The 25,580-nt window shown below is 53.1% G+C and carries 23 protein-coding genes and 2 pseudogenes; 12 read left to right on the forward strand and 13 right to left on the reverse strand.

The window, feature by feature from the left end:
* Positions 1 to 75: 75 nt before the first annotated feature.
* The 10 genes and pseudogenes from PGQ95_RS13865 to PGQ95_RS13910 all read left to right on the forward strand — a co-directional run.
* Positions 76 to 126 (forward strand): annotated as a pseudogene (locus tag PGQ95_RS13865) (hypothetical protein); the annotation flags it as partial.
* A gap of 217 nt (positions 127 to 343) precedes the next feature.
* The gene (gene rpmH, locus PGQ95_RS13870) at positions 344 to 484 is read left to right on the forward strand and encodes a 50S ribosomal protein L34 (protein ID WP_015369029.1); all 141 of its coding nucleotides are present in this window, start codon (positions 344 to 346) and stop codon (positions 482 to 484) included.
* A gap of 15 nt (positions 485 to 499) precedes the next feature.
* A complete protein-coding gene (rnpA, locus tag PGQ95_RS13875; RefSeq protein ID WP_015703902.1) occupies positions 500 to 859 on the forward strand; it encodes a ribonuclease P protein component in 360 nt (119 codons plus the stop codon).
* Entirely contained in the window at positions 823 to 1,080 is a 258-nt protein-coding gene (gene yidD, locus PGQ95_RS13880; protein WP_015703903.1) for a membrane protein insertion efficiency factor YidD, read from the forward strand. Before rnpA ends, yidD begins: the two co-directional genes overlap by 37 nt.
* 2 nt (positions 1,081 to 1,082) lie before the next feature.
* Positions 1,083 to 2,729, forward strand: coding sequence for a membrane protein insertase YidC (gene yidC / locus PGQ95_RS13885; protein ID WP_015369027.1), 1,647 nt, complete (start codon positions 1,083 to 1,085; stop codon positions 2,727 to 2,729).
* 140 nt (positions 2,730 to 2,869) lie between these two features.
* Positions 2,870 to 4,234, forward strand: coding sequence for a tRNA uridine-5-carboxymethylaminomethyl(34) synthesis GTPase MnmE (gene mnmE / locus PGQ95_RS13890; protein ID WP_087858872.1), 1,365 nt, complete (start codon positions 2,870 to 2,872; stop codon positions 4,232 to 4,234).
* 197 nt (positions 4,235 to 4,431) lie between these two features.
* Positions 4,432 to 5,616 carry an MFS transporter gene (locus tag PGQ95_RS13895; RefSeq protein WP_087858871.1) on the forward strand — a complete coding sequence of 395 codons (1,185 nt, stop codon included), beginning with the start codon at positions 4,432 to 4,434 and terminating at the stop codon, positions 5,614 to 5,616.
* A complete protein-coding gene (gene yidZ, locus PGQ95_RS13900; RefSeq protein WP_087858870.1) occupies positions 5,585 to 6,544 on the forward strand; it encodes an HTH-type transcriptional regulator YidZ in 960 nt (319 codons plus the stop codon). Before PGQ95_RS13895 ends, yidZ begins: the two co-directional genes overlap by 32 nt.
* A 309-nt stretch (positions 6,545 to 6,853) precedes the next feature.
* On the forward strand, positions 6,854 to 7,438 hold the full coding sequence (locus PGQ95_RS13905) for a 4'-phosphopantetheinyl transferase family protein (RefSeq protein WP_183269086.1): 585 nt from the start codon (positions 6,854 to 6,856) through the stop codon (positions 7,436 to 7,438).
* Between the two features lie 37 nt (positions 7,439 to 7,475).
* Positions 7,476 to 8,042, forward strand: coding sequence for an NADPH-dependent FMN reductase (locus PGQ95_RS13910; protein ID WP_430918432.1), 567 nt, complete (start codon positions 7,476 to 7,478; stop codon positions 8,040 to 8,042).
* Between the two features lie 45 nt (positions 8,043 to 8,087).
* Here PGQ95_RS13910 and PGQ95_RS13915 read toward each other — a convergent pair whose 3' ends face one another.
* Positions 8,088 to 9,425: an NCS2 family permease gene (locus PGQ95_RS13915; protein WP_430918434.1), complete on the reverse strand. Its 1,338-nt coding sequence runs from the start codon at positions 9,423 to 9,425 to the stop codon at positions 8,088 to 8,090.
* A gap of 170 nt (positions 9,426 to 9,595) precedes the next feature.
* On the opposite strand from PGQ95_RS13915, the gene yieH reads away from it, so the two are divergent.
* Positions 9,596 to 10,261 (forward strand): 6-phosphogluconate phosphatase, encoded by a 666-nt coding sequence (gene yieH, locus PGQ95_RS13920; RefSeq protein WP_113374101.1) that lies wholly within the window; start codon positions 9,596 to 9,598, stop codon positions 10,259 to 10,261.
* A gap of 69 nt (positions 10,262 to 10,330) precedes the next feature.
* Here yieH and PGQ95_RS13925 read toward each other — a convergent pair whose 3' ends face one another.
* The 12 genes and pseudogenes from PGQ95_RS13925 to glmU form a co-directional block, all read right to left on the reverse strand.
* A complete protein-coding gene (locus PGQ95_RS13925) occupies positions 10,331 to 11,050 on the reverse strand; it encodes a glucosamine-6-phosphate deaminase (RefSeq protein WP_213193476.1) in 720 nt (239 codons plus the stop codon).
* Between the two features lie 49 nt (positions 11,051 to 11,099).
* Complete coding sequence (locus tag PGQ95_RS13930) at positions 11,100 to 12,266, reverse strand: alpha/beta hydrolase-fold protein (protein WP_430918437.1); 1,167 nt, start codon at positions 12,264 to 12,266, stop codon at positions 11,100 to 11,102.
* Positions 12,267 to 12,308: 42 nt separating this feature from the next.
* Positions 12,309 to 13,943, reverse strand: a pseudogene (locus tag PGQ95_RS13935) (carbohydrate porin).
* 110 nt (positions 13,944 to 14,053) lie between these two features.
* A complete protein-coding gene (locus PGQ95_RS13940) occupies positions 14,054 to 14,254 on the reverse strand; it encodes a hypothetical protein (RefSeq protein WP_081422713.1) in 201 nt (66 codons plus the stop codon).
* Between the two features lie 166 nt (positions 14,255 to 14,420).
* Complete coding sequence (gene phoU / locus PGQ95_RS13945) at positions 14,421 to 15,146, reverse strand: phosphate signaling complex protein PhoU (protein ID WP_004145007.1); 726 nt, start codon at positions 15,144 to 15,146, stop codon at positions 14,421 to 14,423.
* A gap of 49 nt (positions 15,147 to 15,195) precedes the next feature.
* Positions 15,196 to 15,969 (reverse strand): phosphate ABC transporter ATP-binding protein PstB, encoded by a 774-nt coding sequence (pstB, locus tag PGQ95_RS13950; RefSeq protein ID WP_015369015.1) that lies wholly within the window; start codon positions 15,967 to 15,969, stop codon positions 15,196 to 15,198.
* Between the two features lie 46 nt (positions 15,970 to 16,015).
* Positions 16,016 to 16,906 (reverse strand): phosphate ABC transporter permease PstA, encoded by an 891-nt coding sequence (gene pstA, locus PGQ95_RS13955; protein ID WP_015369014.1) that lies wholly within the window; start codon positions 16,904 to 16,906, stop codon positions 16,016 to 16,018.
* Complete coding sequence (gene pstC, locus PGQ95_RS13960; RefSeq protein ID WP_015703914.1) at positions 16,906 to 17,865, reverse strand: phosphate ABC transporter permease PstC; 960 nt, start codon at positions 17,863 to 17,865, stop codon at positions 16,906 to 16,908. The genes pstA and pstC overlap by 1 nt, the downstream gene beginning before the upstream one ends.
* Before the next feature lie 125 nt (positions 17,866 to 17,990).
* Entirely contained in the window at positions 17,991 to 19,031 is a 1,041-nt protein-coding gene (pstS, locus tag PGQ95_RS13965; RefSeq protein WP_015369012.1) for a phosphate ABC transporter substrate-binding protein PstS, read from the reverse strand.
* A gap of 227 nt (positions 19,032 to 19,258) precedes the next feature.
* Positions 19,259 to 19,837, reverse strand: coding sequence for a hypothetical protein (locus tag PGQ95_RS13970; protein ID WP_430918439.1), 579 nt, complete (start codon positions 19,835 to 19,837; stop codon positions 19,259 to 19,261).
* Positions 19,838 to 20,004: 167 nt separating this feature from the next.
* Positions 20,005 to 21,834, reverse strand: a complete 1,830-nt coding sequence (gene glmS, locus PGQ95_RS13975; protein WP_087858862.1) for a glutamine--fructose-6-phosphate transaminase (isomerizing) — start codon at positions 21,832 to 21,834, stop codon at positions 20,005 to 20,007.
* A 185-nt stretch (positions 21,835 to 22,019) separates the two neighbouring features.
* The gene (gene glmU / locus PGQ95_RS13980; RefSeq protein ID WP_113374105.1) at positions 22,020 to 23,390 is read right to left on the reverse strand and encodes a bifunctional UDP-N-acetylglucosamine diphosphorylase/glucosamine-1-phosphate N-acetyltransferase GlmU; all 1,371 of its coding nucleotides are present in this window, start codon (positions 23,388 to 23,390) and stop codon (positions 22,020 to 22,022) included.
* Between the two features lie 445 nt (positions 23,391 to 23,835).
* On the opposite strand from glmU, the gene PGQ95_RS13985 reads away from it, so the two are divergent.
* Positions 23,836 to 25,203: a DKNYY domain-containing protein gene (locus PGQ95_RS13985; protein WP_213794845.1), complete on the forward strand. Its 1,368-nt coding sequence runs from the start codon at positions 23,836 to 23,838 to the stop codon at positions 25,201 to 25,203.
* Positions 25,204 to 25,580: the final 377 nt, after the last annotated feature.

The raw sequence follows: 25,580 nt of genomic DNA on the forward strand, positions 1-25,580 counted from the left end.
CTGGCGAGAGTGCGGCACGATTTCGCCCGCATATTGGAAAAATTAATGAGCTATGCCGGTTTTGGATAGAATTGATCTAACAAAGATCCTTTACGATCCTTGCGCTTTACCCGCCAGGCCGTATAATCCCCCACCCGGCGCGTAACGCCCGTTTTCGCAACTCGTCTCAGCTTATTTTTTGTGCGGCAAGGTGCGAGAAATAAGGAAAGAGAATTGACTCCGGAGTGTACAATTATTACAATCCGGCCTCTTTAATCACCCACGCTGAGGCGTAAGTCGTTCGAAGTTCGTTCGGGTCTACGCAAAAGTCAGTGAATTTATTCAAGTTTAGGTAGAAATCGCCATGAAACGCACTTTTCAACCGTCTGTACTGAAGCGCAACCGTTCTCACGGCTTCCGTGCTCGTATGGCTAATAAAAATGGTCGTCAGGTTCTGGCACGTCGTCGTGCTAAAGGCCGCGCTCGTCTGACCGTTTCCAAGTAATAAAGCTAACCCTGCGTGGTTAAGCTAGCATTTCCCAGGGAGTTACGTTTGTTAACTCCCAGTCATTTCACTTTCGTCTTCCAGCAGCCACAACGGGCTGGCACGCCGCAAATCACCATCCTCGGCCGCCTGAATTCGCTGGGGCATCCCCGCATCGGTCTTACCGTCGCCAAGAAAAACGTTAAGCGCGCGCATGAACGCAATCGGATTAAACGTCTGACGCGTGAAAGCTTCCGTTTACGTCAACATGAACTCCCGCCAATGGATTTCGTGGTGGTGGCAAAGAAAGGGGTTGCCGACCTCGATAACCGTGCTCTCTCGGAAGCGTTGGAAAAATTATGGCGCCGCCATTGTCGCCTGGCTCGCGGGTCCTGATAGGCCTTATCAGGGTCTATCAGCGCCTGATTAGTCCGCTACTCGGGCCGCACTGTCGTTTCACGCCAACCTGTTCTCAATACGGAATTGAGGCATTGCGCAGGTTTGGAGTGATAAAAGGCAGTTGGTTGACGGTGAAACGCGTATTAAAATGCCACCCTTTACACCCTGGTGGTGACGACCCCGTCCCGCCTGGACCATTTGATACCAGAGAACACTAACGATGGATTCGCAACGCAATCTTCTTATCATCGCTTTGTTGTTCGTGTCTTTCATGATCTGGCAAGCCTGGGAGCAGGACAAAAATCCGCAAACCCAGCAGCAGACCACGCAGACTACGACCACAGCAGCGGGTAGCGCCGCAGACCAGGGCGTACCGGCCAGTGGCCAGGGGAAACTGATTACGGTTAAAACTGATGTGCTTGATCTGACCATCAACACCAGCGGTGGTGATGTTGAGCAAGCGCTGCTTCCGGCTTACCCGAAAGCGCTGAAATCTACTGAACCGTTCCAGTTACTGGAAACCACGCCACAGTTTATCTATCAGGCACAGAGCGGCTTAACCGGTCGTGACGGCCCGGATAACCCGGCTAACGGCCCGCGTCCGCTGTATAACGCTGATAAAGATGCGTATGTACTGGCAGACGGCCAGAACGAAATCGTTATTCCGCTGACCTACACCGACAAAGCGGGCAACGTCTTCACCAAAACCTTCACCCTGAAACGCGGTGATTATGCGGTGAACGTTGGCTACAACGTGAAAAACGTCGGCGAAAAACCGCTGGAGATCTCCTCCTTCGGTCAGCTGAAGCAAACAGCAGCGCTGCCATCAAGCCGCGATACGCAAACCGGCGGTCTGTCTACCATGCACACCTTCCGTGGCGCGGCGTACTCCACTGCTGATTCGAAATACGAAAAATATAAATTCGATACTATCGTCGACAACGAAAACCTGAACGTCAGCACCAAAGACGGTTGGGTGGCGATGTTGCAGCAGTACTTCACCACCGCGTGGGTTCCGCATAACAACGGCACCAACAACTTCTATACCGCTAACCTCGGTAATGGCGTTGTCGCTATCGGCTATAAATCACAGCCGGTACTGGTGCAGCCAGGTCAAACCGACAAGCTGGAAAGCGTGCTGTGGGTCGGCCCGGCTCTGCAGGATAAAATGGCTGCCGTCGCGCCGCACCTGGATCTGACCGTCGACTACGGCTGGCTGTGGTTCATCTCCCAACCGCTGTTTAAGCTGCTGAAATTCATCCACGGCTTCCTCGGCAACTGGGGCTTCTCGATTATCGTTATCACCTTTATCGTTCGTGGCATCATGTACCCGCTGACTAAAGCGCAGTACACCTCCATGGCGAAGATGCGTATGCTGCAGCCGAAGATTCAGGCAATGCGCGAGCGTCTGGGCGACGATAAACAACGTCAAAGCCAGGAAATGATGGCGCTGTATAAAGCAGAAAAAGTTAACCCGCTGGGTGGCTGCTTCCCGCTGATTATTCAGATGCCAATCTTCCTTGCGCTGTACTACATGCTGAGCGCCTCGGTTGAACTGCGTCATGCGCCGTTTATCCTGTGGATCCACGACCTGTCCGCGCAAGACCCGTACTACATCCTGCCGATCATCATGGGCGCGACCATGTTCTTCATCCAGAAGATGTCGCCGACCACCGTGACCGACCCGATGCAGCAGAAGATCATGACCTTTATGCCGGTCATCTTCACGGTGTTCTTCCTGTGGTTCCCGTCTGGTCTGGTGGTGTACTACATCGTCAGCAACCTGGTAACCATTATTCAGCAGCAGCTGATTTACCGTGGTCTGGAGAAGCGTGGCCTGCATAGCCGCGAGAAGAAAAAATCCTGATTCGGTGTAGGCCGGATAAGGCGAAGCCGCCATCCGGCAATGCGCGCCGGGTTGCCTGATGGCGCTAACGCTTATCAGGCCTACAATCAAAAGGCGGTCGAATGACCGCCTTTTTTTATTGCGATTTGAAGAGACATATCATGAGCCATAACGACACTATCGTCGCCCAGGCAACCCCACCGGGACGCGGGGGTGTGGGCATCCTGCGTATCTCCGGCCTTAAGGCGCGCGACGTCGCGCAGGCGGTACTCGGCAAGCTGCCGAAGCCGCGCTATGCCGACTATCTGCCGTTCAAAGACGCCGACGGTACGCCGCTGGATCAGGGGATTGCGCTGTGGTTTCCGGGGCCGAACTCCTTTACCGGCGAAGATGTCCTCGAACTGCAGGGCCACGGCGGCCCGGTCATTCTGGATCTGCTGCTCAAACGTATTCTGACGTTGCCCGGCGTTCGCATCGCCAATCCGGGGGAGTTTTCCGAGCGCGCGTTCCTCAACGACAAGCTCGACCTGGCGCAGGCAGAGGCCATCGCCGATCTTATCGACGCCAGCTCAGAGCAGGCGGCCCGTTCGGCGTTGAACTCCTTGCAAGGGGCCTTCTCCGCGCGTGTGAACCATCTAGTGGAAGCACTCACTCACCTGCGCATCTACGTGGAAGCGGCGATTGATTTCCCGGATGAAGAAATTGATTTCCTCTCCGACGGTAAAATTGAAGCCCAACTGAACGACGTGATCGCCGATCTCGACGCCGTCCGCGCCGAAGCCCGTCAGGGCAGCCTGCTGCGTGAAGGGATGAAAGTGGTGATCGCCGGACGGCCTAACGCCGGTAAATCCAGCCTGCTCAACGCGCTGGCCGGCCGTGAAGCGGCGATCGTCACCGATATCGCCGGCACCACCCGCGATGTGCTGCGCGAGCATATTCATATCGACGGTATGCCGCTGCATATCATCGATACCGCAGGCCTGCGTGACGCCAGCGATGAAGTGGAGCGCATCGGCATCGAACGCGCCTGGCAGGAAATTGAACAGGCGGATCGGGTGCTGTTTATGGTCGACGGCACCACCACCAGCGCCGTTGACCCGGCGGAGATCTGGCCGGACTTTATCGAGCGCCTGCCGGCTAAGCTGCCGATTACCGTGGTGCGTAATAAAGCCGACGTCACCGGCGAAGCGCTGGGGCTCAGCGAAGTAAATGGCCACTCACTGATCCGCCTGTCGGCGCGTACCGGTGAAGGGGTCGAGGTGCTACGCAACCACCTTAAGCAGAGCATGGGCTTCGATACCAACATGGAAGGCGGTTTCCTCGCCCGTCGTCGCCACCTGCAGGCGCTGGAAGCGGCGGCGAACCATCTGCAGCAAGGCAAGGCCCAGCTGCTGGGCGCGTGGGCCGGGGAGCTGCTGGCGGAGGAGCTGCGTCTGTCGCAACAGGCATTAAGCGAAATCACCGGCGAATTTACCTCTGACGACCTGCTGGGCCGCATCTTCTCCAGTTTCTGTATCGGTAAGTAAGCGTTACTGGTAAGCATCTACTAACCCGCCATAACGTTCTGTTATGGCGGTTTTTTTTATTTGATTGCCTTAATCACATCAACTCTGTGAGGCAATAACCCGTTTTTCCTTTCAGGAAAAGAGTGTTGTCCAAATGGCAACTCGTACTCCCTGGCGCTAGCCACTATGCTGTACGCCATTCTTATTGCGAGGGTCCTATGGCACGCTTTCTTATCTGCAGTTTCGCATTGGTACTGCTCTATCCATCCGGCATTGATATGTATCTGGTCGGCCTACCGCGTATCGCCCAGGATCTTGGCGCCAGCGAGGCGCAGCTGCATATCGCCTTCTCGGTCTATTTAGCCGGCATGGCTACCGCGATGCTTTTTGCCGGGCGCGCGGCGGATAAATCCGGGCGTAAACCGGTCGCGATTTTCGGCGCCATCACCTTCATACTGGCCTCGCTACTGTGCTCGCAGGCGCATAACAGCACGCATTTCCTGATCGGCCGCTTTATCCAGGGGATCGGCGCGGGAAGCTGCTACGTCGTCGCTTTTGCCGTTCTGCGCGATACGCTGGACGAGCGCCGCCGCGCCAAGGTACTGTCGCTGCTTAATGGCATTACCTGCATTATTCCCGTCCTCGCGCCGGTACTTGGCCATCTGATCATGTTGAAATATCCGTGGCAGAGCCTGTTCTACACCATGACAGGCATGGGGGTGATGGTAGGGTTATTGTCGGTGTTTATCCTGCGCGAGACGCGCCCGGCAACGCATTTTCAGGCAGGCGCACAGCACAATGGCGCCGCAGAGTCGCTGCTAAACCGTTTTTTCCTCAGCCGTATAGTCATTACGACTCTCAGCGTCACCGCAATTCTGACCTACGTAAACGTCTCACCGGTACTGATGATGGAAGAAATGGGTTTCGACCGCGGAACTTATTCAATGGCGATGGCGCTGATGGCAATGGTCAGCATGGCCGTGTCGTTCTCCACGCCGTTTGCCCTGACGCTGTTTAAACCGCGCACCCTGATGCTGACCTCGCAGACGTTGTTCCTTGTCGCTGGCGTGGTATTGAGCCTCGCCGCCAGCCAGCCCATCACCATGCTGGGATTAGGCATGATCTGCGCGGGTTTCTCGGTTGGCTTTGGCGTCGCGATGAGCCAGGCGTTGGGGCCTTTCACGTTGCGGGCGGGCGTCGCCAGCTCCGCTCTCGGCATCGCTCAGGTCTGTGGTTCTTCGCTGTGGATTTGGCTGGCGGCTATCATCGGGCTGAGCGCCATGAATATGCTGATCGGGATACTCATTGCCTGTAGCATAGTCAGTATTGTTCTGATACTGGTCGTCTCGCCGGCGCGCGCGACGCAAGATAATGAAGAAATCCCTGTCGAGTCTCGATCTTAACTTACTGCTATGTCTGCAGCTTCTGACCCAGGAGCGCAGCGTCACCCGCACGGCGAAACGGATGAACGTTTCGCCGTCGGCGGTGAGTAAATCACTGGCCAAGCTACGCGCCTGGTTTGACGATCCGCTATTTGTTAAAACCCCACTAGGGCTGGCGCCAACGCCGTTAATGAGCAGCATGGAGCAGGATCTTGCCGACTGGATGCAGATGGGCAATCAGATCCTCGATAAACCGCACCATACCATGCCAAGCGGCCTGAAGTTCGAGCTGGCGGCGGAATCGCCGCTGCTGATGATCCTGTTCAACACCCTCTCCCAGCAAATTTATCAACGTTATCCACAGGCGCTGATCCGTTTACGCAACTGGGATTACGACTCGCTGGATGCCATTATTCGCGGCGAGGTTGATATCGGTTTTTGCGGCCGGGAAACCCATCCACGTTCGCGCGAACAGTTGAGCCTGCTGCCGTGGTATATCGATTTTGATGTCCTGTTTAGCGACCTGCCGCAGGTGTGGCTGCGCGCCGATCATCCGGCGCTCAATGAAGAGTGGAACCTGGCGGCTTTCCTGCGCTATCCGCACATCAATATCTGCTGGGAACAAAGCGACACCTGGGCGCTGGATGATGTGCTGCATGACCTGGGCTACAAACGGACCGTCGCGCTGACTCTGCCCGGCTTTGAACAGTCGCTGTTCATGGCGGCGCAGCCGAATCACACCATGATAGCCACCGCGCCGCGCTATTGTCAGCACTATAATCAGCAGCATCATCTGCCGCTGGTATCACGCCCGCTGCCGCTGGAGCCGCAGCTGCTGGAAAAAATGCGCGTGCCGTTCACCCTGCTGTGGCATAAGCGTAATAGCTATAATCCAAAGATCGTATGGCTCAGAGAGACCCTTAAACAGCTCTATTCCAATACGCTGTAGGGAAATTGCCCATCATCCTCACGTTGTTGCGCAAGAAATTGTAAAAGTCAGACATTATCCCTTCTCAAGGAAGAATTTCCGCATTAAAACCTGCTCATTGTGAGCGATAATATCATTCACAATTTTTATCTCTGACCATTAATCACGGAGCGACGAATGGCAACGCATTTTGCAAGAGGGATACTCAACACCAGGGAGCCGCTATCGACGCGTTTGTCGGCGGCATGTCATCAATCCGCACGTAACCTACCCGAATACCGACAGAGCCGCTATCGCGCCTCGCGTTCGCTGCTCGCTGAACTGCTTTTCATGCTTTATGGTATCGGCGAGCTGCCGGAAATCATCAGCGAACCCAGTGGACGGCCCGTATTTCGCGATCCCCACCTTCCCCGCTTTTCCATCTCTTATGCCGGGAATATCGTCGGCGTAGCGCTGACGACCGAAGGTGACTGCGGTCTCGATATGGAACTGCAGCACGCCTCGCGTGGCGTCCATCCTCTGCATGCCGCGGATCGCTATGTCTTCAATAGCAATGAGAATTTATGGATTAACATCCAGCACGATCCGGATGAAGCCCGCGCTCAACTGGTGGCGCTGCGCCGAAGCGTGCTGAAGCTCACCGGTGAAGCCCCCGTGCGAGTACAACTGCTGCCGGGGTCTGGTCGCCTGCGTACCGCTGGCACCCAATCGATTGAAGCCATCTGCGATGCTGAGACGCTGCTGGTGTGGTCAATCGCCGTCACCCCGAATATCGGGCCGCTGAAGGTCTGGGAATTTGATAGTAAAGAGGGCTGGCGCTGCCTGCCTGATGCGCAAACGCGCGCCAAAGAGACTGACGCGCGCCTGATGCGCTTTACCAGCTTACCGGTAGAAAAAGTATTCTCCCTCAACTGACCGGTTTAGCCGGCCATCATGATGCAAAGGAGCACTCATGTCTGATACGTTGAAAGTTGTTACGTTACTCGGAAGTCTGCGCAAAGGTTCTTTTAATGCCATGGTTGCGCGCACGCTGCCAGGCATTGCGCCTGCGGGCATGGAAATCTCCGCGCTGCCGTCGATCGGCGATATTCCGCTGTACGATGCCGATATCCAACAGGAAGAGGGGTTCCCGCAGAGCGTGCAGGAGATCGCGAAACAAATCCGCGAAGCGGACGGCGTGGTGATCGTTACCCCGGAATATAACTACTCGGTACCCGGCGGCCTGAAGAACGTCATCGACTGGCTCTCACGTCTGCCGGAACAGCCGCTGGCCGGTAAGCCGGTGCTGATCCAGACCAGCTCAATGGGCGCTATCGGCGGGGCGCGTTGTCAGTATCATCTGCGCCAGATTCTGGTCTTCCTCGATGCGATGGTGATGAACAAGCCGGAGTTTATGGGCGGCGTGATTCAGAACAAAGTCGATCCGCAGGCAGGGGAAGTGGTCGATCAGAGCACGCTGGACCATCTGCGCGGCCAATTGACCGCCTTTGGCGATTATATTCAGCGGGTTAAAGCATAAAAAAAGCCCGGCAGCGATGCCGGGCTTTCTCATCATGTGTGCGGATCAATGCGCATCGATAAAGACAATTTTCAGCACGAACAGCAGCGAAACGATAATCACGCACGGGCTGAGTTCACGCAGACGGCCGGTACCAATCTTCATCACGCAGTAGGAAATAAAGCCCAGGGCGATACCTTCGGTAATCGAGAAGCTGAACGGCATCATCACCGCGGTGATAAACGCCGGTACCGCTTCCGTCAGGTTATCCCACTTCACGCGCGCCAGACTTGAGGTCATCAGCACGCCAACGTAAATCAGCGCCCCGGCGGCAGCATAGGCCGGAACCATCCCCGCCAGCGGCGACAGGAAGATGACCAGCAGGAACAGGATACCCACGACAACGGCGGTCAGGCCGGTACGCCCGCCAACGGAAACACCGGAGGAGGATTCGATATAGGCCGTAACCGAAGAGGTGCCAATAAAGGAGCCGGCGACGGACGACACGCTATCGACAAACAGCGCCTGCTTCATGCGCGGGAATTTACCCTGCGCATCCGCCAGCCCGGCTTTATCGGTGACGCCAATCAGGGTGCCGGAGGAGTCGAACAGGTTAACCAGCATGAACGAGAAGATCACGCCCGCCAGGCCAAGGTTCAGCGAACCGGCCAGATCGACCTGACCCACAACCGAGGTTACGCTCGGCGGCGCGGAGACGATGCCGGTGTAGTGCACATCGCCGAGCATCCAGCCCAACAGGGTGGTAACGACGATAGAGACCAGAACGGCGGCATGAATATTACGCGATGCCAGGATAGCGATAATAAAGAACCCGAGAACGCCCAGCAGCACGCTATGGGAAGTCAGGTTGCCAATGCTGACCAACGTGTCCTGGTTCGCCACGATAACGCCAGCGTTCTTCAGGCCCATCATGCCGATAAACAGCCCGATACCGCTGGTGATACCGACGCGCAGGCTCACCGGGATATTGGCAATCATCCAGTAGCGAACGCGGAAGAGGGTCAGCAGCAGCAGGCCGACGGCGCCCCAGAAAATCGCGCCCATTCCCACCTGCCACGGCAGGCCCATCGCCTGAACCACCACGAAGGCAAAGAAGGCATTCAGACCCATCGCTGGCGCCAGCGCCACCGGCAGATTCGCGAACAGCCCCATCAGGATGCTGCCGAAAGCCGCGATCAGACAGGTGGTCACAAAGACAGCGCTGGTATCCATACCCGCCACGCCAAGAATTTGTGGGTTCACGAAGACGATGTAGACCATCGTCAGGAACGTGGTGAAACCGGCGATCGCTTCAGTGCGCACCGTGGTGCCGTGCTCGCGCAGTTTAAATACGCGCTCCAGCAGACCCTGGCCAGAAGACTGGCTGGTTGGTTGTTGACTCATTATCGGTTTCCGAACGTAAAGGAGGGAAAATTCGAGGCTATCCTATACCAAATTACGGCACCAGGCGCGGTTGTATGGTAATTTTTTTCATTTATTTTGCTTATACGGCAACGATTGCGTCGCGGCATTGAGCATTACGAAAACGTTAAACTTGTTAAACTGGAAAGAGTATGACCCAACCACAAGCAGTATTTTTCGATTGTGACGGCACGCTGGTCGATAGCGAGGTGATTTGCTCACGCGCCTATGTTCACATGTTTCAGGAATTCGGTATTACGCTGGATTTAGCCGAAATTTTTAAGCGCTTCAAAGGCGTTAAGCTGTACGAGATTATCGACACCATCAACGCTGAATATGGCGTTAACCTGAAAAAAGAAACCCTGGAGCCGGTGTACCGCGCCGAAGTCGCCCGTCTGTTCGATAGCGAGCTGGAGATCATCCCCGGCGCCGCTGCGCTGCTGGACGCGGTGAAGATCCCCATGTGCGTGGTGTCGAATGGCCCGGTCAGTAAAATGCAGCATTCGCTCGGTAGAACGCAGATGCTGCACCACTTCCCAGACCGGCTGTACAGCGGTTACGACATTCAGCGCTGGAAACCCGACCCGGCGCTGATGTTCCATGCGGCAGAGGCCATGCAGGTACAAGTCGAAAACTGTATTCTGGTCGATGATTCCAGCGCGGGAGCCCAATCAGGAATTGCCGCGGGTATGGAAGTCTTTTACTTCTGCGCCGACCCGCACAACCAACCGATCGATCATCCGAAAGTAACGACCTTTACCGATTTAGCTGAGCTGCCGGCATTGTGGAGAGCGCGTGGCTGGGATATTACTCGTTAAGACCCGACGTCACTACGCTCGGTCGGGCTACGGTTGGTCACAACGGTAGCCCCGCTGGCCAGCGGCTTTTTAGTGCTGCAATTCCGCCGCAGCCGCTTTATCCGCAATAATCACCAACGAAGGGTGCAACTTGAGTACAGAGGCCGGCACCAGTTCGCTGACCGGGCCTTCCACCACCTGCTTTAGCGCTTGCGCCTTTGCCGCGCCGCTGACAATCAGCAGCAGGTTTTTTGCCGCCATCACGCTTTTCGGCCCCATGGTGACATAGCTATCCGGCACCACATTGAAATCGCCCCCCATTTCGCCGTTCGCGACAATGCCAATCAGCTCCCCCTGAATCGGTACTTCGACCGTCTCATCATGAAAACGTGTAGTGTTCGGCAGGTTGCCGCAAAAATGGCCGTCGGCGCCCAGCCCCAGCACGACCAGGTCAAGACCGCCGGCCTCTTCGAGGCGGCGATCGTGTTGAGCCGCGTTCTCCAGCGTCAATTTATGGATGTTGTCTTCTTTGATTTGCGCTGGAGTAAAAAACAGCTGGCGCAGGTTGGAAATCGTCACTCCTTCACGCTGCTGGCCGCGAAAAGGTATCTCATCAAAGTTGTAATAGTGAACCCGATCATAGAATGATTTCCCTTTGATGGCGGCCACCAAATGCTCATACATACGCTTCGGCGTACTCCCCGCCGTCACCGCCAGATTCATCCGTCGCGGCACCGTGATATAGCCTAAAAGATGATGGCAGGCGACCAGGCTCATCTCTTCATAATCTTCCGTCACAATCAATTTCATCTCATCTTCCTTTACTGGTTGAGACAGGGGGCGCCATGCCCCCTGACGGTTATTTAAAGAGCTTTTGCACAAACTCGGCATAGGCCGGACGCCAGACGTCCATTTCATGATTCAGGCCGGGATAAGAGTGGTAATCAAATTTGATCTTCTGCTTTTCCAGTTCGCTTTTCAGGCCGGCAATATCTTTGCCAGTGACGGCGTCTTTTTCGCCAACCACCAGCGTAAAGTTACGCAGTTGCTTATTGATGGCGTCAGGATTATTCAACTGCGCCTCCACGCCAGCATCGGGAACCGTGGTTGTCGTAACCCCGCTAAAGGTGGCAAGCCACCCGAAGCTCTCAAGATGGTTCATCCCGGACACCAGCGCCTGATAACCGCCCTGCGACAGCCCCGCCAGCGCCCGGCCGTCGGCATCTTTACGCACGTTAAATCGGGAATCGATCAGCGGAATGATGTCGTGCATCAATTCGTTGTCTGCGGCTTTCGCATTGAGTGGATAGAAGTTTTTACGCCGCTCCTGCGGCGGGAAGTTTTCCGCGATCGCTTGAGGAATATCGGTTTCGGTATCCGGCACCACCACCAGCATCGGCTTGATTTTGCCCTCCGCCAGCAGGTTATCCATCATTTGCGGGATGCGCCCCTGGTCGATGGCCGACAGGCCGCTATCGCCAAAACCGTGGTAGAAATAGAGCACCGGCAACGGTTCGCCGCTGCCGTTATAACCCGGCGGCGTCCAGACATAGACGCGGCGTTCTGACTTAAGCGCCGTCGAATGGTAGGTGACGGTACGCAGATCGCCGTGCGGGACTGCCCGATCGTCAAGAATGCTGCCGGGCACCAGGATCAGGCTGGTATTCACCTGGCGCTGCGGTTTCTGGTAGCGGCTACCGGTATCGACGGAACGAAAACCGTCCACATCGAAGTAGTACTCATAAAGATTGGCGGCCAGGCGATCGCTTTTCCACGTCCATACGCCCTGGATATCTTTGGTCATGTCATGAGAGACAAACGTATCCGGCGTCGATCCCGTGACGACGGATACGCGCCTGGCATCGGGGGCAAATAACCGGAAAGTCACGCTGTTATCCGTATTCACCTGAGTAATATACTGGCTGACAGGAATGGCGGCATCAGGCATCGTCGGCAGCGGAGCGGCGTGCGCCGTAATTGTGGCGCCAGCCAGCGCCAGGGCGAAGTAGATTGCATGTCGTTTCATTTTGATTCCTTTTTACGTTTTTATGAGCAGGCGCTTGCGGCCTTACCACCAAATTTCGGCCTGCGCGCCGAGGGCGAATTGGTCGTTCTTGCCATCTTCAAAAACCGCGGTGGTATTGTTAGCAGCCTTATCCAGGTCGATATCTTCGGCTTTAATATAAGTCGCATAAAAGCGGATTTCCGGGCGCGAGGTCAGCATACTGGTATTAACTTTGAAGGTATGGAATAAGGTGGTCTTATAACCGGATTCGTTATATTTCTTCCCCATCACATCTTTGTTCTGCTGTTTGAAGTATCCCAGCTCAACGCCGGTCTGATTATATTTATTCCAGATATATGCCGGACGAACCACGGCGCGAATAGATTCAAAGTCTGAATGGGCGCCGGTTTCATAGCTATAAACGTCATTACCAAATGAGTAGACGATTGCATTCGCCATAATGACATCATCGCGCAAATAGGTTTCCCCCTGCGAGGTTAAGCGCACGGCGGTGCCGTTGGTATGATCGCCATAATAGCGCCCATTATTGGTGGTATACGGGCTCGAACCGGCATAGCGCGAGAAGCTGCTGGCGATGGAGTTATTCGCCAGTAATAATGAGAACTCGTTAAAGCCGCCGTTATCAAATTTCTGCGTTAACGAAGTTCCCACCATCCAGGTATCTTTCCATTGGTAGTAACCTTCATTCCCCTCTTTATATTTCTCTGATGAGCTTTGATTGGCGGCGACATAGCGCCCGCTGACCATCAGCGAGGCTTTGTCCCACAGCGGAATATCTTTGTAACGCACATCCAGGGTATTGGTATTAATTTGCTGCTTATTAGTCAAAGAGCGGTCGTAATCATCAATATCTTCGCGCACCAGCGCGATATCAAATTTACCGGCGCCCACCTTCCAGTTTTCAAGCCCTACGCCAGCTGCCGCATCGGTTCTTTGCGTTTTCCAGTCCAGCATCTGGATCTCGATTTTCGGCGCGCCGTGCTTACCGACCCAGAAATCCGCTTCCGGGGCAAACGGCAGAAAGCCTTTGGTGTTGACGTACATATCCGAGAACTGAAGGTAGTTTTCGCCGCCGACATTGTCGCCAAACCAGCCGGTAGAATATTGCTGACCCACGTTGCCATCGAGCATCACGATGGCGTCCACACGTTTATCGCCTTCCTGAAAAACGCGCTGTTTAAGCTGTAAATCAAACCAGCCGGAATACTCGTTACCCAAACGGCCAAGCGAGCCGATGGCCCACGATTTTGGCGAGCCGTGCGAGGCAGTTCCCCAGCCAGAACGGTAATAGCCGTTATAGCTAAAGCCAATTTCATCTTTCACGAATTTGCTAAAATCTTTCAGCGTCATGGCGCTATAGGCTGGCTCACCGCCCTGCTCGGATTGTTCATTTTTGACCAGCACCGCATCCGGCTTAGCGGCCGCTTTGGTCGCCGTGGGCGCTTCCGCGCTCCGGCTCTTCTGGCTATTTACCGGTTGCGACCAGGCGGCCCAGACCTAGTTCCTTTTTTTCTCCTGATCCTGATATTTCTTGAGTTCTTTTTGTGTGTCCTGAAGCGCTTTTTCCAGAAGCTCCAGCCGTTGTTCAACCGTAAGTTGCCCGGCAATAAGATTTGTTGAATAAGAAAGCGGCGCCAGCAAAACCATCGCCGAAGCGATCATATTTCTTCTAATCATAATAATCCCTTATATAAGCATTGGCGTAAATGAAACACGTAATTAATAAATGGCGTTATGTTTTTAATAAACTGCACTAATACCATTCCACGTAACTGCAGCTTTTATTTTCATGCCGAATAAGTAGCAAAAAAAAACCTGAAGGAGACCATCTGCATTAACAGATAATCCTCTTCAGGTTTTGCCCGCTCATTGCGGTAACAACCCTTATCAGCAAACCATTCAGCGTCTAAAACAAAAAAACCTGACATCGCCGCCTGGGGCAATATCAGGTTTTGCCTGCTGTCGCAGTAACAATCCATTTTAACCATCTGAGCTTCAGCGCTCAGTCAGTGAGAGGGATTGTTACGCGAGAAAATTTAAAACTCAAATAGTCAGAGTATTAATTGTGACGATAATCGCAGCAATATGTCTGCTATGCGCAAAATCATAGTTGATTCTGATAATCTCCTTTACCAGAATCAACCATCGTGATCTTTACTCTTTCGGATCTTTACCCGCGAGCAGCTTATCCAGTTCGTCGCCGCCTACGTGACGGAAATCCTGGCCTTTAACGAAGTAGAAAATATATTCGCAGATATTCTGGCAGCGATCGCCGATACGTTCGATGGAGCGCGCGCAGAACAGCGCGGTCAGGACGCTCGGAATGGTACGTGAATCTTCCATCATATAGGTCATCAGTTGACGCACGATGCCTTCATACTCCTGGTCGACTTTCTTGTCTTCGCGATAGATACGTACCGCTTCATCGAGATCCATACGCGCAAAGGCATCCAGTACATCATGCAGCATCTGCACGGTATGGCGGCCCAGCGACTCCAGGCTCACCAGCAGCGGCTGGTGCTGCTGGGAAAACTTCTCCAGCGCGGTACGGCAGATTTTATCCGCCACGTCGCCAATACGTTCCAGCTCGGCGATAGTCTTGATGATCGCCATCACCAGGCGCAGGTCGCTGGCGGTCGGCTGACGTTTAGCGATGATACGCACACAGGCCTCGTCGATCGCCACTTCCATCATATTGACCTGCTTGTCGCCGTCGATTACGCGCTTCGCCAGATCGCTGTCCTGATTGTGCATCGCGGTGATCGCATCAGAAAGCTGCTGCTCCACCAGCCCACCCATGGTCATCACCTGGGTGCGAATGTACTCCAGTTCGGCGTTGAACTGGCCGGAAATATGTTTATTAAGATTTAAGTTATCCATGATGTCTCCTGATTGCCCATCGGGTTAGCACCTGAAAGCAGAAGGGCAATCAACCGTAGCGGCCAGTAATATAATCTTCAGTTTGTTTCTTCGCGGGCTTGGTAAACAGATCGTCCGTGTTGCTGAATTCAATCAGCTCGCCAAGATACATAAATGCCGTATGGTCGGAACAACGCGCAGCCTGCTGCATGTTGTGGGTAACGATAACGACGGTGTAATCCTGCTTCAGCTCGGTGATAAGCTCCTCAATACGCCCGGTGGAGATGGGATCCAGCGCTGAGCAAGGTTCATCGAGTAGCAGCACTTCCGGGCGAATCGCGATACCGCGGGCAATACACAGACGCTGCTGCTGACCACCGGAGAGAGAATACCCGCTCTGGTGCAGTTTATCTTTGGTTTCATTCCATAATGCGGCTTTGGTCAACGCCCACTGCACGCGCTCGTCCATATCGGCACGCGACAGCTTCTCGAACAGGCGCACGCCGAAGGCGATGTTGTCGTAGATAGACATCGGGAACGGCGTCGGCTTCTGGAATACCATCCCCACCTTCGCGCGCAGCAGCGCGATATCCTGGGTATTGGTGAGAATATTGTCGCCATCCAGCAGAATTTCGCCTTCCGCACGCTGCTCCGGGTACAGCTCAAACATCTTGTTGAACGTACGCAGCAGAGTGGATTTACCGCAGCCTGACGGGCCGATAAATGCCGTCACCTGGTTCTTAGCGATATCCAGGTTAATGTTCTTCAGGGCATGGAATTTGCCGTAGTAGAAGTTCAGGTCACGAACTGAAATTTTACCCGGATTCGCGTTCACCATACTCATCTCAATCTCTTCCTCATTCGGCGCCGCTTAGGCCGCGCCGCAAAAATTAACCGTGTTTCTTCTTCGCGAAGACAACGCGCGCCAGAATATTCAGCAGCAAGACGCACAGGGTGATAATCAATACCCCGGCCCATGCCAGTTGCTGCCATTCCGCGAACGGACTCATGGCAAATTTAAAAATGGTCACCGGCAGGTTGGCGATCGGCTGCATCATATCGGTGCTCCAGAACTGGTTGGAGAGCGCGGTGAACAGCAGCGGCGCCGTCTCCCCGGCGATACGGGCAATGGCCAGCAGGATACCGGTCATAATGCCGGATACCGACGCCTTAAGGGTGATCGCGGAAATCATCTTCCATTTCGGCGTCCCCAGCGCATAGGCTGCTTCACGCAGGCTATCCGGCACCAGTTTCAGCATGTTTTCAGTGGTACGAATCACGATTGGCACCTGCAGCAGCGCCAGCGCGATAACGCCCGCCCAGCCGGAGAAGTGCTGCATCTGCGCCACCACGATGGTGTAGACGAACAGCCCCACGACGATAGATGGCGCGGAAAGCAGAATATCGTTGATAAAGCGGATGATTTCCGCCAGTACCGACTTTCTGCCGTACTCCGCCAGATAGATACCGGCCATGATGCCAAGCGGCGTACCAAAAACGGTCGCCCACAGGATCAGCAGGCCGCTGCCCGCCAGGGCGTTCGCCAGACCGCCGCCCGCGGTATTCGGCGGCGGCGTCATTTCGGTAAACAGCGCCAGACTCATGCCGTCGATGCCACGCGTGATGGTCGACATCAGAATCCAGATAAGCCAGAAGAGACCAAACGCCATAGTCGCCATCGACAGGGTCAGGGCAATGCGGTTCTTCAGACGGCGTTTAGCCTGCATCTTGCGACGGGATTCCGCCAGCGCGGCGGTGGTTTGCAATTCGATCGTTGCCATTAGCGAGCCCCCTCGTTCTTAGCGAGACGCATAATCATGAACTTCGACGCGGCCAGAACGATAAAGGTGATAACGAACAGGATCAAACCCAGTTCCATCAGCGCCGCTACGTGCAGGCCGCTTTCCGCTTCCGCGAATTCATTGGCCAGCGCCGAGGTAATACTGTTGCCCGGCATATACAACGAAGCGCTGTCGAGCTGATAGGTGTTACCGATGATAAAGGTGACAGCCATGGTTTCACCCAGCGCGCGCCCCAGGCCGAGCATAACGCCGCCGATCACCCCGTTTTTGGTGAACGGCAGCACGATGCGCCAAATCACCTCCCACGTGGTGCAGCCGATCCCATATGCGGACTCTTTCATCATCACCGGAGTCTGCTCGAAGACGTCACGCATTACGGCGGCGATATAAGGAATGATCATGATGGCCAGAATGACGCCGGCCGCCAGGATGCCAATACCGAACGCCGGGCCGGCAAACAGCGCACCGACAAAGGGGATGGTCGAAAGGACGTTGCCGACGGGTTCCTGGAAGTAAGTCGCAAACAGCGGGGCGAAAATAAACAGGCCCCACATGCCGTATACGATACTCGGGATCGCCGCCAGCAGCTCAATAGCAATACCCAGCGGGCGTTTTAGCCAGGCTGGGGAGAGTTCAGTCAGGAACAGCGCGATGCCGAAGCTCACCGGAACGGCGATCAACAACGCGATAATTGAGGTAACCAGGGTCCCGTAAATCGGTACCAGCGCACCGAAGATCTCATTCGGCGCATCCCACTCTTTGGTCCACAAAAAGGAAAAGCCAAATTTCTGAATACTTGGCCATGAAGAGATGATGAGGGAGACGATGATGCCACCCAGCATCAATAGCACAATCAGCGCAGCCAGTTTTACCAGCGCGCTGAAGATCATGTCACCCTTTTTCCCCGGAGGGTTGAATGCCGGCTTGGTTGCAGCCATAGGTTACTCTTTAAGTTCGGGCCCAAAAACCCAGCATTTTACTGAGCTTACGGGCAAAGGTAATGCTATACCCGAAATAATTCGAGCTGCTGGAAGCTAGCCGGCAGCTCGACATTCCGCGGGTATTAGTACAGCGCTTTACCGCTGCTGTCTTTCACGTTGGTTTTCCATGCGGCGCGAACCTGCTCAACCACGCTGTCCGGCAGGCTGGCGTAATCCAGCGCATTCGCTTCTTTGCCGCCGTTTTTGTATGCCCAGTCGAAGAACTTCAGCACTTCCGCGGTATTCTCCGGCTTATTGGAAGCCTTGTGGACGAGGATGAAAGTGGTTGAGGTGATCGGCCATGCATTTTCACCTTTCTGGTTAGTCAGGTCCTGAGCGAAGGACTTGCTCCAGTCAATGCCTTTCGCCGCATTAGCGAAGTTATCTTCCGTCGGGCTGACCGGCTTGCCGTCAGCGGACAGCAGTTTGGTGTAGGCCAGGTTATTCTGCTTAGCGTAAGCATACTCGACGTAGCCGATCGCGCCCGGCAGACGCTGAACGAAGGCCGCGATACCGTCGTTGCCTTTACCGCCCAGACCGGTCGGCCAGTTTACGGTAGAGCCTGCGCCAATTTTAGATTTCCACTCTTCGTTCACTTTAGCCAAATAGCTGGTGAAAACGAAGGAAGTACCGGAACCATCCGCGCGGCGAACCACGGCGATGTTCTGAGCCGGCAGCTTCAGGCCAGGGTTGAGTTTAGCGATCGCTTCGTCATCCCATTTTTTGATTTTGCCCAGATAGATGTCGCCGAGGGTTTTACCATCGAGCACCAGCTCGCCGGATTTAACGCCCGGCAGGTTAACCGCCAGCACCACGCCGCCGATAACGGTCGGGAACTGGAACAGGCCTTCCTGCGCCAGTTTGTCATCAGCCAGAGGAGCATCAGAAGCACCAAAATCCACGGTGTTGGCAATAATCTGTTTAACGCCGCCAGAGGAACCGATACCCTGGTAGTTAACTTTATTGCCCGTTTCTTTCTGATAGGTATCAGCCCATTTGGCATACACCGGAGCAGGGAAAGTTGCACCTGCGCCAGTCAGGCTTGCTGCTGCGAAAGCAGAGAAAGCGCTCATCGATAAGGTCGCGGCGACAACTGTTGCGACGGTGGTACGCATAACGTTCATAATGTCTCCTGCTGGGATTCGTAAACCGTTGTTTCGAAGCTATGGTGAGCAAAATAGGACAAACAGGTGACAGTAAAATGTACGAATTATGACAGTTTTATGACATACCGGGGTAAAGTAAGATAAGCCAAAATAAAACCAATAATATCAATGCATTAAAATTTTATCTATTGGTCATATGACAGAAAGATTTGGCTTTTATTACATGATTATGGATAGCGTAAAAATCATCTGGCAACGTTGAGATGTTGGGCAACCATAGCAAGCCTGATCGTACGGCGATAAAGCGTAAACAGTGTAAAAGCCGTTCCATTCATCAATCTACGGCCTAACCAGAGTATGGCTATCTCACACATAAAAAGAATGACCTTATTGGCAGCAATAGCTTCATCTGCGATGACGGCAAGCGCCAGGACTAGACAAAAAACAAACAAATTGGCGAGATACAGGTACATAAAAATACGTAATCCAACAGCATGATCTCGACCTACTAACCCTGCAGCTAAGCTGGTTATAACAATAACCCCTAATAGCAGCGGAAAGTAGAAAGCCAGAAAACGGGGCGGAGTAAGTTGGAGACTCTGCAATATAAAAGCCGCATTAACTGAAAAAATAACAATTAATATCAAATAAATACAAGCAGGAACTAGCGGAGAAGGTGATAAGCGTTGCCCATGAGACAAACTCATCATATCTGTTGTTGTATGCTGCGCGATCTCATCTCTATCTCTTCGCTTGATAAGTTGATCGATTTCCACACCATGCTTGAGAAGCGCTAAGAAATTATTACCACATAAGTTTTTCATTTTAGAATCGCCACTGAGTAAATTTCATTGGTTTCTATAAGCAATGGCGGTAACTCTATCCGCAAACACACAATCAACCGTTGATAGCAGATAAAAAATCCGGTATCCCTTTGCAGAAATACCGGATTATAGCGTCACTCAAAAGAGTTTCGGTCCGTACAGCCTGATTACTCTACGGTCACCGATTTCGCCAGGTTACGCGGCTGGTCAACGTCGGTGCCTTTGATCAGCGCAACATGATAAGCCAGTAGCTGCAGCGGCACGGTAAAGAAGATCGGCGCAATCACCTCTTCGACATGCGGCATCTCGATGATGTGCATGTTGTCGCTGCCGCTGAAACCGGCGTCTCCATCGGCGAAGACGTACAGTTCACCGCCGCGGGCGCGAACTTCTTCAATATTGGATTTCAGTTTTTCCAACAATTCGTTGTTCGGCGCCACAACGATGACCGGCATTTCGGCATCAATCAGCGCCAGCGGACCGTGTTTCAGCTCGCCCGCCGCATAAGCTTCAGCATGAATGTAGGAGATCTCTTTCAGCTTCAACGCCCCTTCCAGCGCGATCGGGTACTGATCGCCGCGGCCAAGGAACAGCGCGTGCTGCTTATCGGAGAAACGTTCCGCCAGCTGTTCGATGCGCTTATCCTGCGACAGCATCTGCTCGATACGGTTCGGCAGCGCCTGCAGGCCATGCACGATATCCTGCTCGATAGCCGCGTCCTGGCCCTTGAGACGCGCCAGTTTCGCCACCAGCATCAACAGCACGGTCAGCTGAGTGGTAAAGGCCTTGGTCGATGCCACGCCGATTTCGGTACCGGCTTTGGTCATCAACGCCAGGTCGGACTCGCGCACCAGCGAGGAGCCCGGAACGTTGCAGATAGCCAACGAACCCAGATAGCCAAGCTCTTTAGAGAGGCGCAGCGCCGCCAGGGTATCCGCCGTCTCACCGGACTGGGAGAGGGTGATCATCAGGCTGTTACGGCGCACCGCGGATTTGCGGTAGCGGAATTCCGAAGCAATTTCGACATCGCACGGCACACCGGCTAACGCTTCGAACCAGTAACGGGAGACCATCCCGGAGTTATACGAGGTTCCGCAGGCAACAATCTGGATATGCTCAACCTGCGACAGCAGCGCGTTGGCATTCGGCCCCAGCTCGCTGAGATCGACCTCGCCATGGCTGATGCGCCCGGTCAGGGTGTTCTTAATCGCGTTCGGCTGCTCGTAAATCTCTTTCTGCATATAGTGGCGATAAATCCCCTTATCACCGGCGTCATACTGCAGATTAGATTCGATCTCCTGGCGATTCACTTCCGCGCCGGATTTATCGAAAATCACCACCGTACGACGGGTAACTTCGGCAATATCGCCCTCTTCGAGGAAGATAAAGCGGCGGGTCACCGGCAGCAGCGCCAGTTGGTCAGAAGCGATAAAGTTTTCGCCCATGCCCAGGCCAATGACCAGCGGGCTGCCTGAACGTGCCGCTAGCAGCGTCCCCGGATCGCGGGTATCCATGATCACCGTACCATAGGCGCCGCGCAGCTGCGGGATTGCGCGCAGCACGGCTTCACGCAAAGTGCCGCCCTGTTCCAGCTCCCAGTGCACCAGATGCGCGATAACTTCGGTATCGGTCTCAGAGACGAAGACATAGCCGCGGGACTGCAGCAGGACGCGCAGCGGCTCATGGTTCTCGATGATCCCGTTATGGACCACCGCAATGTGTTCAGAAACATGCGGATGCGCATTGCTCTCAGACGGCTCGCCGTGCGTCGCCCAGCGGGTATGGGCAATCCCGGTACCGCCGTGTAACGGTTGCTCTTCTACCGCCTGAGCCAGCATCTGAACTTTACCGAGACGACGAACGCGGGTCATATGACCTTCGTTATCGACCACAGCCAGACCGGCAGAGTCATAGCCACGGTATTCCAGACGACGTAAACCTTCGAGAAGGATTTCAGCAATATCACGCTGCGCGACTGCGCCAACAATTCCACACATAGTTAAATTTCCTGATAATGGCGATATGCCATGCGTTGTCGCTGACCTGTATTTGCCCTTTACGGGCGCCCCGAGCCTTGTAGAGAGTGGGGTTATTTTTATGGTACTGCCTGCGGACGGGGACCTATATTGATCCTCTCATCCTGGTTCGCCGGGCGATCTCTCACCCGGCGACAATCTAATCACTACTTTTTCTTCACCGGACGCTGCCAGCCCTGTTTGTGGACCTGCGGCACGCGACTTAGCACCAGTTCGTTGTCAGCAATATTACGCGTGACGGTGGTGCCCGCGGCAATCGTCACGCCATTACCGACGCTGACCGGCGCGACCAGTTGCGTATCAGAACCGACAAACACATCATCGCCGATGATCGTTTTATGCTTATTTGCGCCATCATAGTTACAGGTGATAGTACCCGCGCCGATATTAACGTTGTCGCCAATTTCAGCATCGCCGAGGTAGGAGAGATGACCTGCCTTCGAACCTTTGCCCAGACGCGCTTTCTTCATTTCGACAAAGTTGCCGACGTGAGCGCCTTCCAGCAGCTCAGCCCCCGGACGCAGACGCGCAAACGGGCCGATGGTGCAGTCGGCCTGCAACTGCGCATCTTCAACCACGCTATACGGGCTGATTTCGCAGTCATCACCGATGACGCTGTCTTTGATGACGCAGCCGGCGCCGATCTTCACGCGATCGCCCAGCACGACATGACCTTGCAGAATAACGTTAGTATCAATTTCGACATCGCGCCCGTGTTTCAGCACGCCGCGCAGATCGAAACGCGCCGGGTCGCGCAGCATCACGCCCGCCAGCAGCAGCTTTTCCGCCTGCTCTGACTGATATACTCGCTCCAGACGCGCGAGTTGCAGGCGGTTGTTCACCCCTTCAACTTCGCTCAGACGCTGAGGATGCACCGCAACGATCTCATGACCTTCCTGATGGGCCATCGCGATAATATCGGTGATGTAGTATTCGCCCTGGGCGTTATTGTTAGTGAGCTTCGCCAACCAGCGTTTCAGGTCCGCGCCGTTAGCGACCAGAATCCCGGTATTGATCTCCTGAATCTGGCGCTGCGCTTCGCTGGCGTCTTTATGCTCAACGATACCTGTCACCTGGCCATTTTCTCGCGTGATGCGCCCATAACCGGTTGGATCATCCAGCTTCACCGTTAACAGGCCAATACCGCCCTGCGGTTTTGCGGCGCGCAGGCGCTGTAGCGTTTCAACCGAAATCAGCGGCACATCGCCATAGAGCATCAAGATATCTTCATCATCATTGAAGAACGGCGCCGCCTGCTGCATCGCATGGCCGGTACCGAGCTGCTCTGCTTGCAGCACCCAGTTGAGGTTATCTTCATGCAACGTTTGACGCAGCAGATCGCCGCCGTGGCCGTACACCAGGTGTACTGCAGCAGCGCCTAAATCTTTAGCCGCATCAATGACGTGCTGAACCATTGGCTTCCCGGCCAGAGTATGCAGCACCTTAGGAAGATCGGAATACATGCGGGTCCCTTTGCCTGCGGCAAGGATAACCACGCTCATCGCACTGTTTGACATACGCATCCTGACAGCTGTTAGAACGAAAAGTAAAAGCCTTTCACGTTGAAATTGCTACATATTTTTCATCATGAAACGAGACGCGGAGAAAACGTCCAGGCTCAATGCTATACACCATTTTAGGGCGCTATTTTTCACCATCGCAAATCAGTTTAACGCTGAAAAACGATGATAGTGAGGGAGATAGTCTTCTATCTCACTGCTTTTGCTGTTTTTTTGATACATAAATAAAGCATGAACAAATGGAAACCATCTTATGATTAGTGTGCATTTTATCATTTATGCAAATGGATGGGTGAGTCTGTTTAGCCAGTGAAGCAGTGAAGGTTCTATTTCAATAGTCTCTATGGGCATTTTGGTTTACGCTGAGTTAACTCATTTTTATTACACTATGCCGTTAGCCAGGAACAGGCTGCTCGTTAATCCGCACAGGAAGCGTAATGCAATGCATAAATTAAAATTCGGAATTATCCTTACTTCATTGTTATTTATTAACACTTCAGTATGCTATGCGAAATTTTATTCATGCAAGGAATATTGGAACGATGATGGCAAGATTGAGAAAAAATCATGCAACAGCAGTTATAAATCAATACCAGATAGCCCCTATGTATTAAAAAGTAATAAAGCCTGGCTTGTTGAGACTCATTCTTACCGGAACTATGATGGAGGGCCTGGTTGTGCAGGTGTCATCTGTGGGGCACCGAAACTTAATATACGCCCACAAATTGAACGTGAAAAAAAATATTTTTACTCTCTCAACCTTGATATCAATAGTGCACATGTAATAAATCAACCAAATAAAAATTGCGGATATAAAAGCACAAATTATATAGCAGATAACAACAACGTTTACTACGGTAAAACAAAAATAAAAAACGCCGATCCTCAATCATTCAAAATATATGAAATGAAATATAATGACATAGCCTCTTTGGGATGTAATCTGGCATGGGACAAGAACAGTATATATCAATTTGGTAAACCCCTGAGTGTTCAGGTAACCGGTGAAGTCAATCTGATCAATGAATCATTAATAAGCACTGGAAAACAAATTTTTGAAATAGAAAAGCAACAGGACAAATTAATATTCACGCCTCGTAACGACATCTCTCCCAATCTCTATGCGCTGGCAAGTGGTCTGGGGTTATCTACAGATAATCGGAACCTTTTTTACTATGGGAGGGCTTTTGAGACGCTACCGGGTATCCCTCCGACTCTCGTAACGCCAGTTTGCCCGGTCCCCGGCTTTCCTCATCTGGAATGTCACCTTCCTGATAACAATATTTCTGATCGCATGAAAAATGAAGGTAATACTGTCATTCGAACCGGAAACAGCATTTGGGTACAATCACGCAGGCAGTTGCAGCGAGGAGTATATAAAATAAACATAAGACCGCAAGATAAAATCTATTTTTTTATTAAAGGAGATGATTACGGAAACGCTTATCTCATTATTAACCATACATTATACAATCTTGGAAACTATAATATAAGCGATAAATATTATAGCCGTGACCCCGTCGTTTTTTCGGATTTCCTAATGTCTTATAATTTCATGTTTGTTGATCGCTACGGAGTTATTTATGATGAAGCGAATCAAAGCATCGATAATCGTAGGACATTGTTTAAATGTGGTAAAAAAAACAAGAAAAGATTACATTGGGAGAAAGATAAAAAAACAATCCCAGGAACATACATACTGAGCGATAAAGAATACCGTTACTTTATAGTTAAGGGTAAATTAGCCAAAGTTCAGGATAAAAAAACAAAGCAGTTCATCGACAATAACAAAGGTGATTGTTCAAAATGACCTGGCCTTTGTTCTACTGAAATGAAAAAGGGAATTGAGGGGACAAATTCTCCCAGGGCACTCACCGCAGTGACGAACCATACCCTGACAAAAATGCCGATCGCCTTAAGTGACCAGCATCCCCCCTCATGCGACCTCTTGTCCGCGGTTTCACATCGCATATGTTGTCGTTTGAATGAGCGAGTGATACCGCATTGACTCCCGATGGGCGATAGCGCAGCGATTAGAAGCTCAGGGCGCTAAATTTGGCGATGATTTTATGAAACAGTTTCATGATGATTTCCAGATTGCAGGTGTGGTTTGCTAGTTTTTTTGTGACACAAGTCACAAAAAAGAGTCTACACCTCATCATTTAACTAATCAATAACAATGAAGGA

The sequence above is a fragment of the Klebsiella sp. 141240 genome, assembly GCF_050600805.1.
Taxonomy (GTDB): domain Bacteria; phylum Pseudomonadota; class Gammaproteobacteria; order Enterobacterales; family Enterobacteriaceae; genus Klebsiella; species Klebsiella aerogenes.

Coding starts and splice junctions, on each gene's coding strand:
- PGQ95_RS13930 (WP_430918437.1), bottom strand. CDS start 12,266: ATGAAACGACATGCAATCTACTTCGCCCTGGCGCTGGCTGGCGCCACA.
- PGQ95_RS13910 (WP_430918432.1), top strand. CDS start 7,476: ATGTCTGATACGTTGAAAGTTGTTACGTTACTCGGAAGTCTGCGCAAA.
- glmS (WP_087858862.1), bottom strand. CDS start 21,834: ATGTGTGGAATTGTTGGCGCAGTCGCGCAGCGTGATATTGCTGAAATC.
- yidZ (WP_087858870.1), top strand. CDS start 5,585: ATGAAGAAATCCCTGTCGAGTCTCGATCTTAACTTACTGCTATGTCTG.
- rpmH (WP_015369029.1), top strand. CDS start 344: ATGAAACGCACTTTTCAACCGTCTGTACTGAAGCGCAACCGTTCTCAC.
- yieH (WP_113374101.1), top strand. CDS start 9,596: ATGACCCAACCACAAGCAGTATTTTTCGATTGTGACGGCACGCTGGTC.
- pstB (WP_015369015.1), bottom strand. CDS start 15,969: ATGAGTATGGTGAACGCGAATCCGGGTAAAATTTCAGTTCGTGACCTG.
- pstC (WP_015703914.1), bottom strand. CDS start 17,865: ATGGCTGCAACCAAGCCGGCATTCAACCCTCCGGGGAAAAAGGGTGAC.
- mnmE (WP_087858872.1), top strand. CDS start 2,870: ATGAGCCATAACGACACTATCGTCGCCCAGGCAACCCCACCGGGACGC.
- yidD (WP_015703903.1), top strand. CDS start 823: ATGGCGCCGCCATTGTCGCCTGGCTCGCGGGTCCTGATAGGCCTTATC.
- PGQ95_RS13915 (WP_430918434.1), bottom strand. CDS start 9,425: ATGAGTCAACAACCAACCAGCCAGTCTTCTGGCCAGGGTCTGCTGGAG.
- yidC (WP_015369027.1), top strand. CDS start 1,083: ATGGATTCGCAACGCAATCTTCTTATCATCGCTTTGTTGTTCGTGTCT.
- PGQ95_RS13905 (WP_183269086.1), top strand. CDS start 6,854: ATGCTTTATGGTATCGGCGAGCTGCCGGAAATCATCAGCGAACCCAGT.
- PGQ95_RS13970 (WP_430918439.1), bottom strand. CDS start 19,837: ATGAAAAACTTATGTGGTAATAATTTCTTAGCGCTTCTCAAGCATGGT.
- PGQ95_RS13895 (WP_087858871.1), top strand. CDS start 4,432: ATGGCACGCTTTCTTATCTGCAGTTTCGCATTGGTACTGCTCTATCCA.
- pstA (WP_015369014.1), bottom strand. CDS start 16,906: ATGGCAACGATCGAATTGCAAACCACCGCCGCGCTGGCGGAATCCCGT.
- PGQ95_RS13925 (WP_213193476.1), bottom strand. CDS start 11,050: ATGAAATTGATTGTGACGGAAGATTATGAAGAGATGAGCCTGGTCGCC.
- pstS (WP_015369012.1), bottom strand. CDS start 19,031: ATGAACGTTATGCGTACCACCGTCGCAACAGTTGTCGCCGCGACCTTA.
- PGQ95_RS13985 (WP_213794845.1), top strand. CDS start 23,836: ATGCATAAATTAAAATTCGGAATTATCCTTACTTCATTGTTATTTATT.
- phoU (WP_004145007.1), bottom strand. CDS start 15,146: ATGGATAACTTAAATCTTAATAAACATATTTCCGGCCAGTTCAACGCC.
- PGQ95_RS13940 (WP_081422713.1), bottom strand. CDS start 14,254: ATGGTTAAAATGGATTGTTACTGCGACAGCAGGCAAAACCTGATATTG.
- glmU (WP_113374105.1), bottom strand. CDS start 23,390: ATGTCAAACAGTGCGATGAGCGTGGTTATCCTTGCCGCAGGCAAAGGG.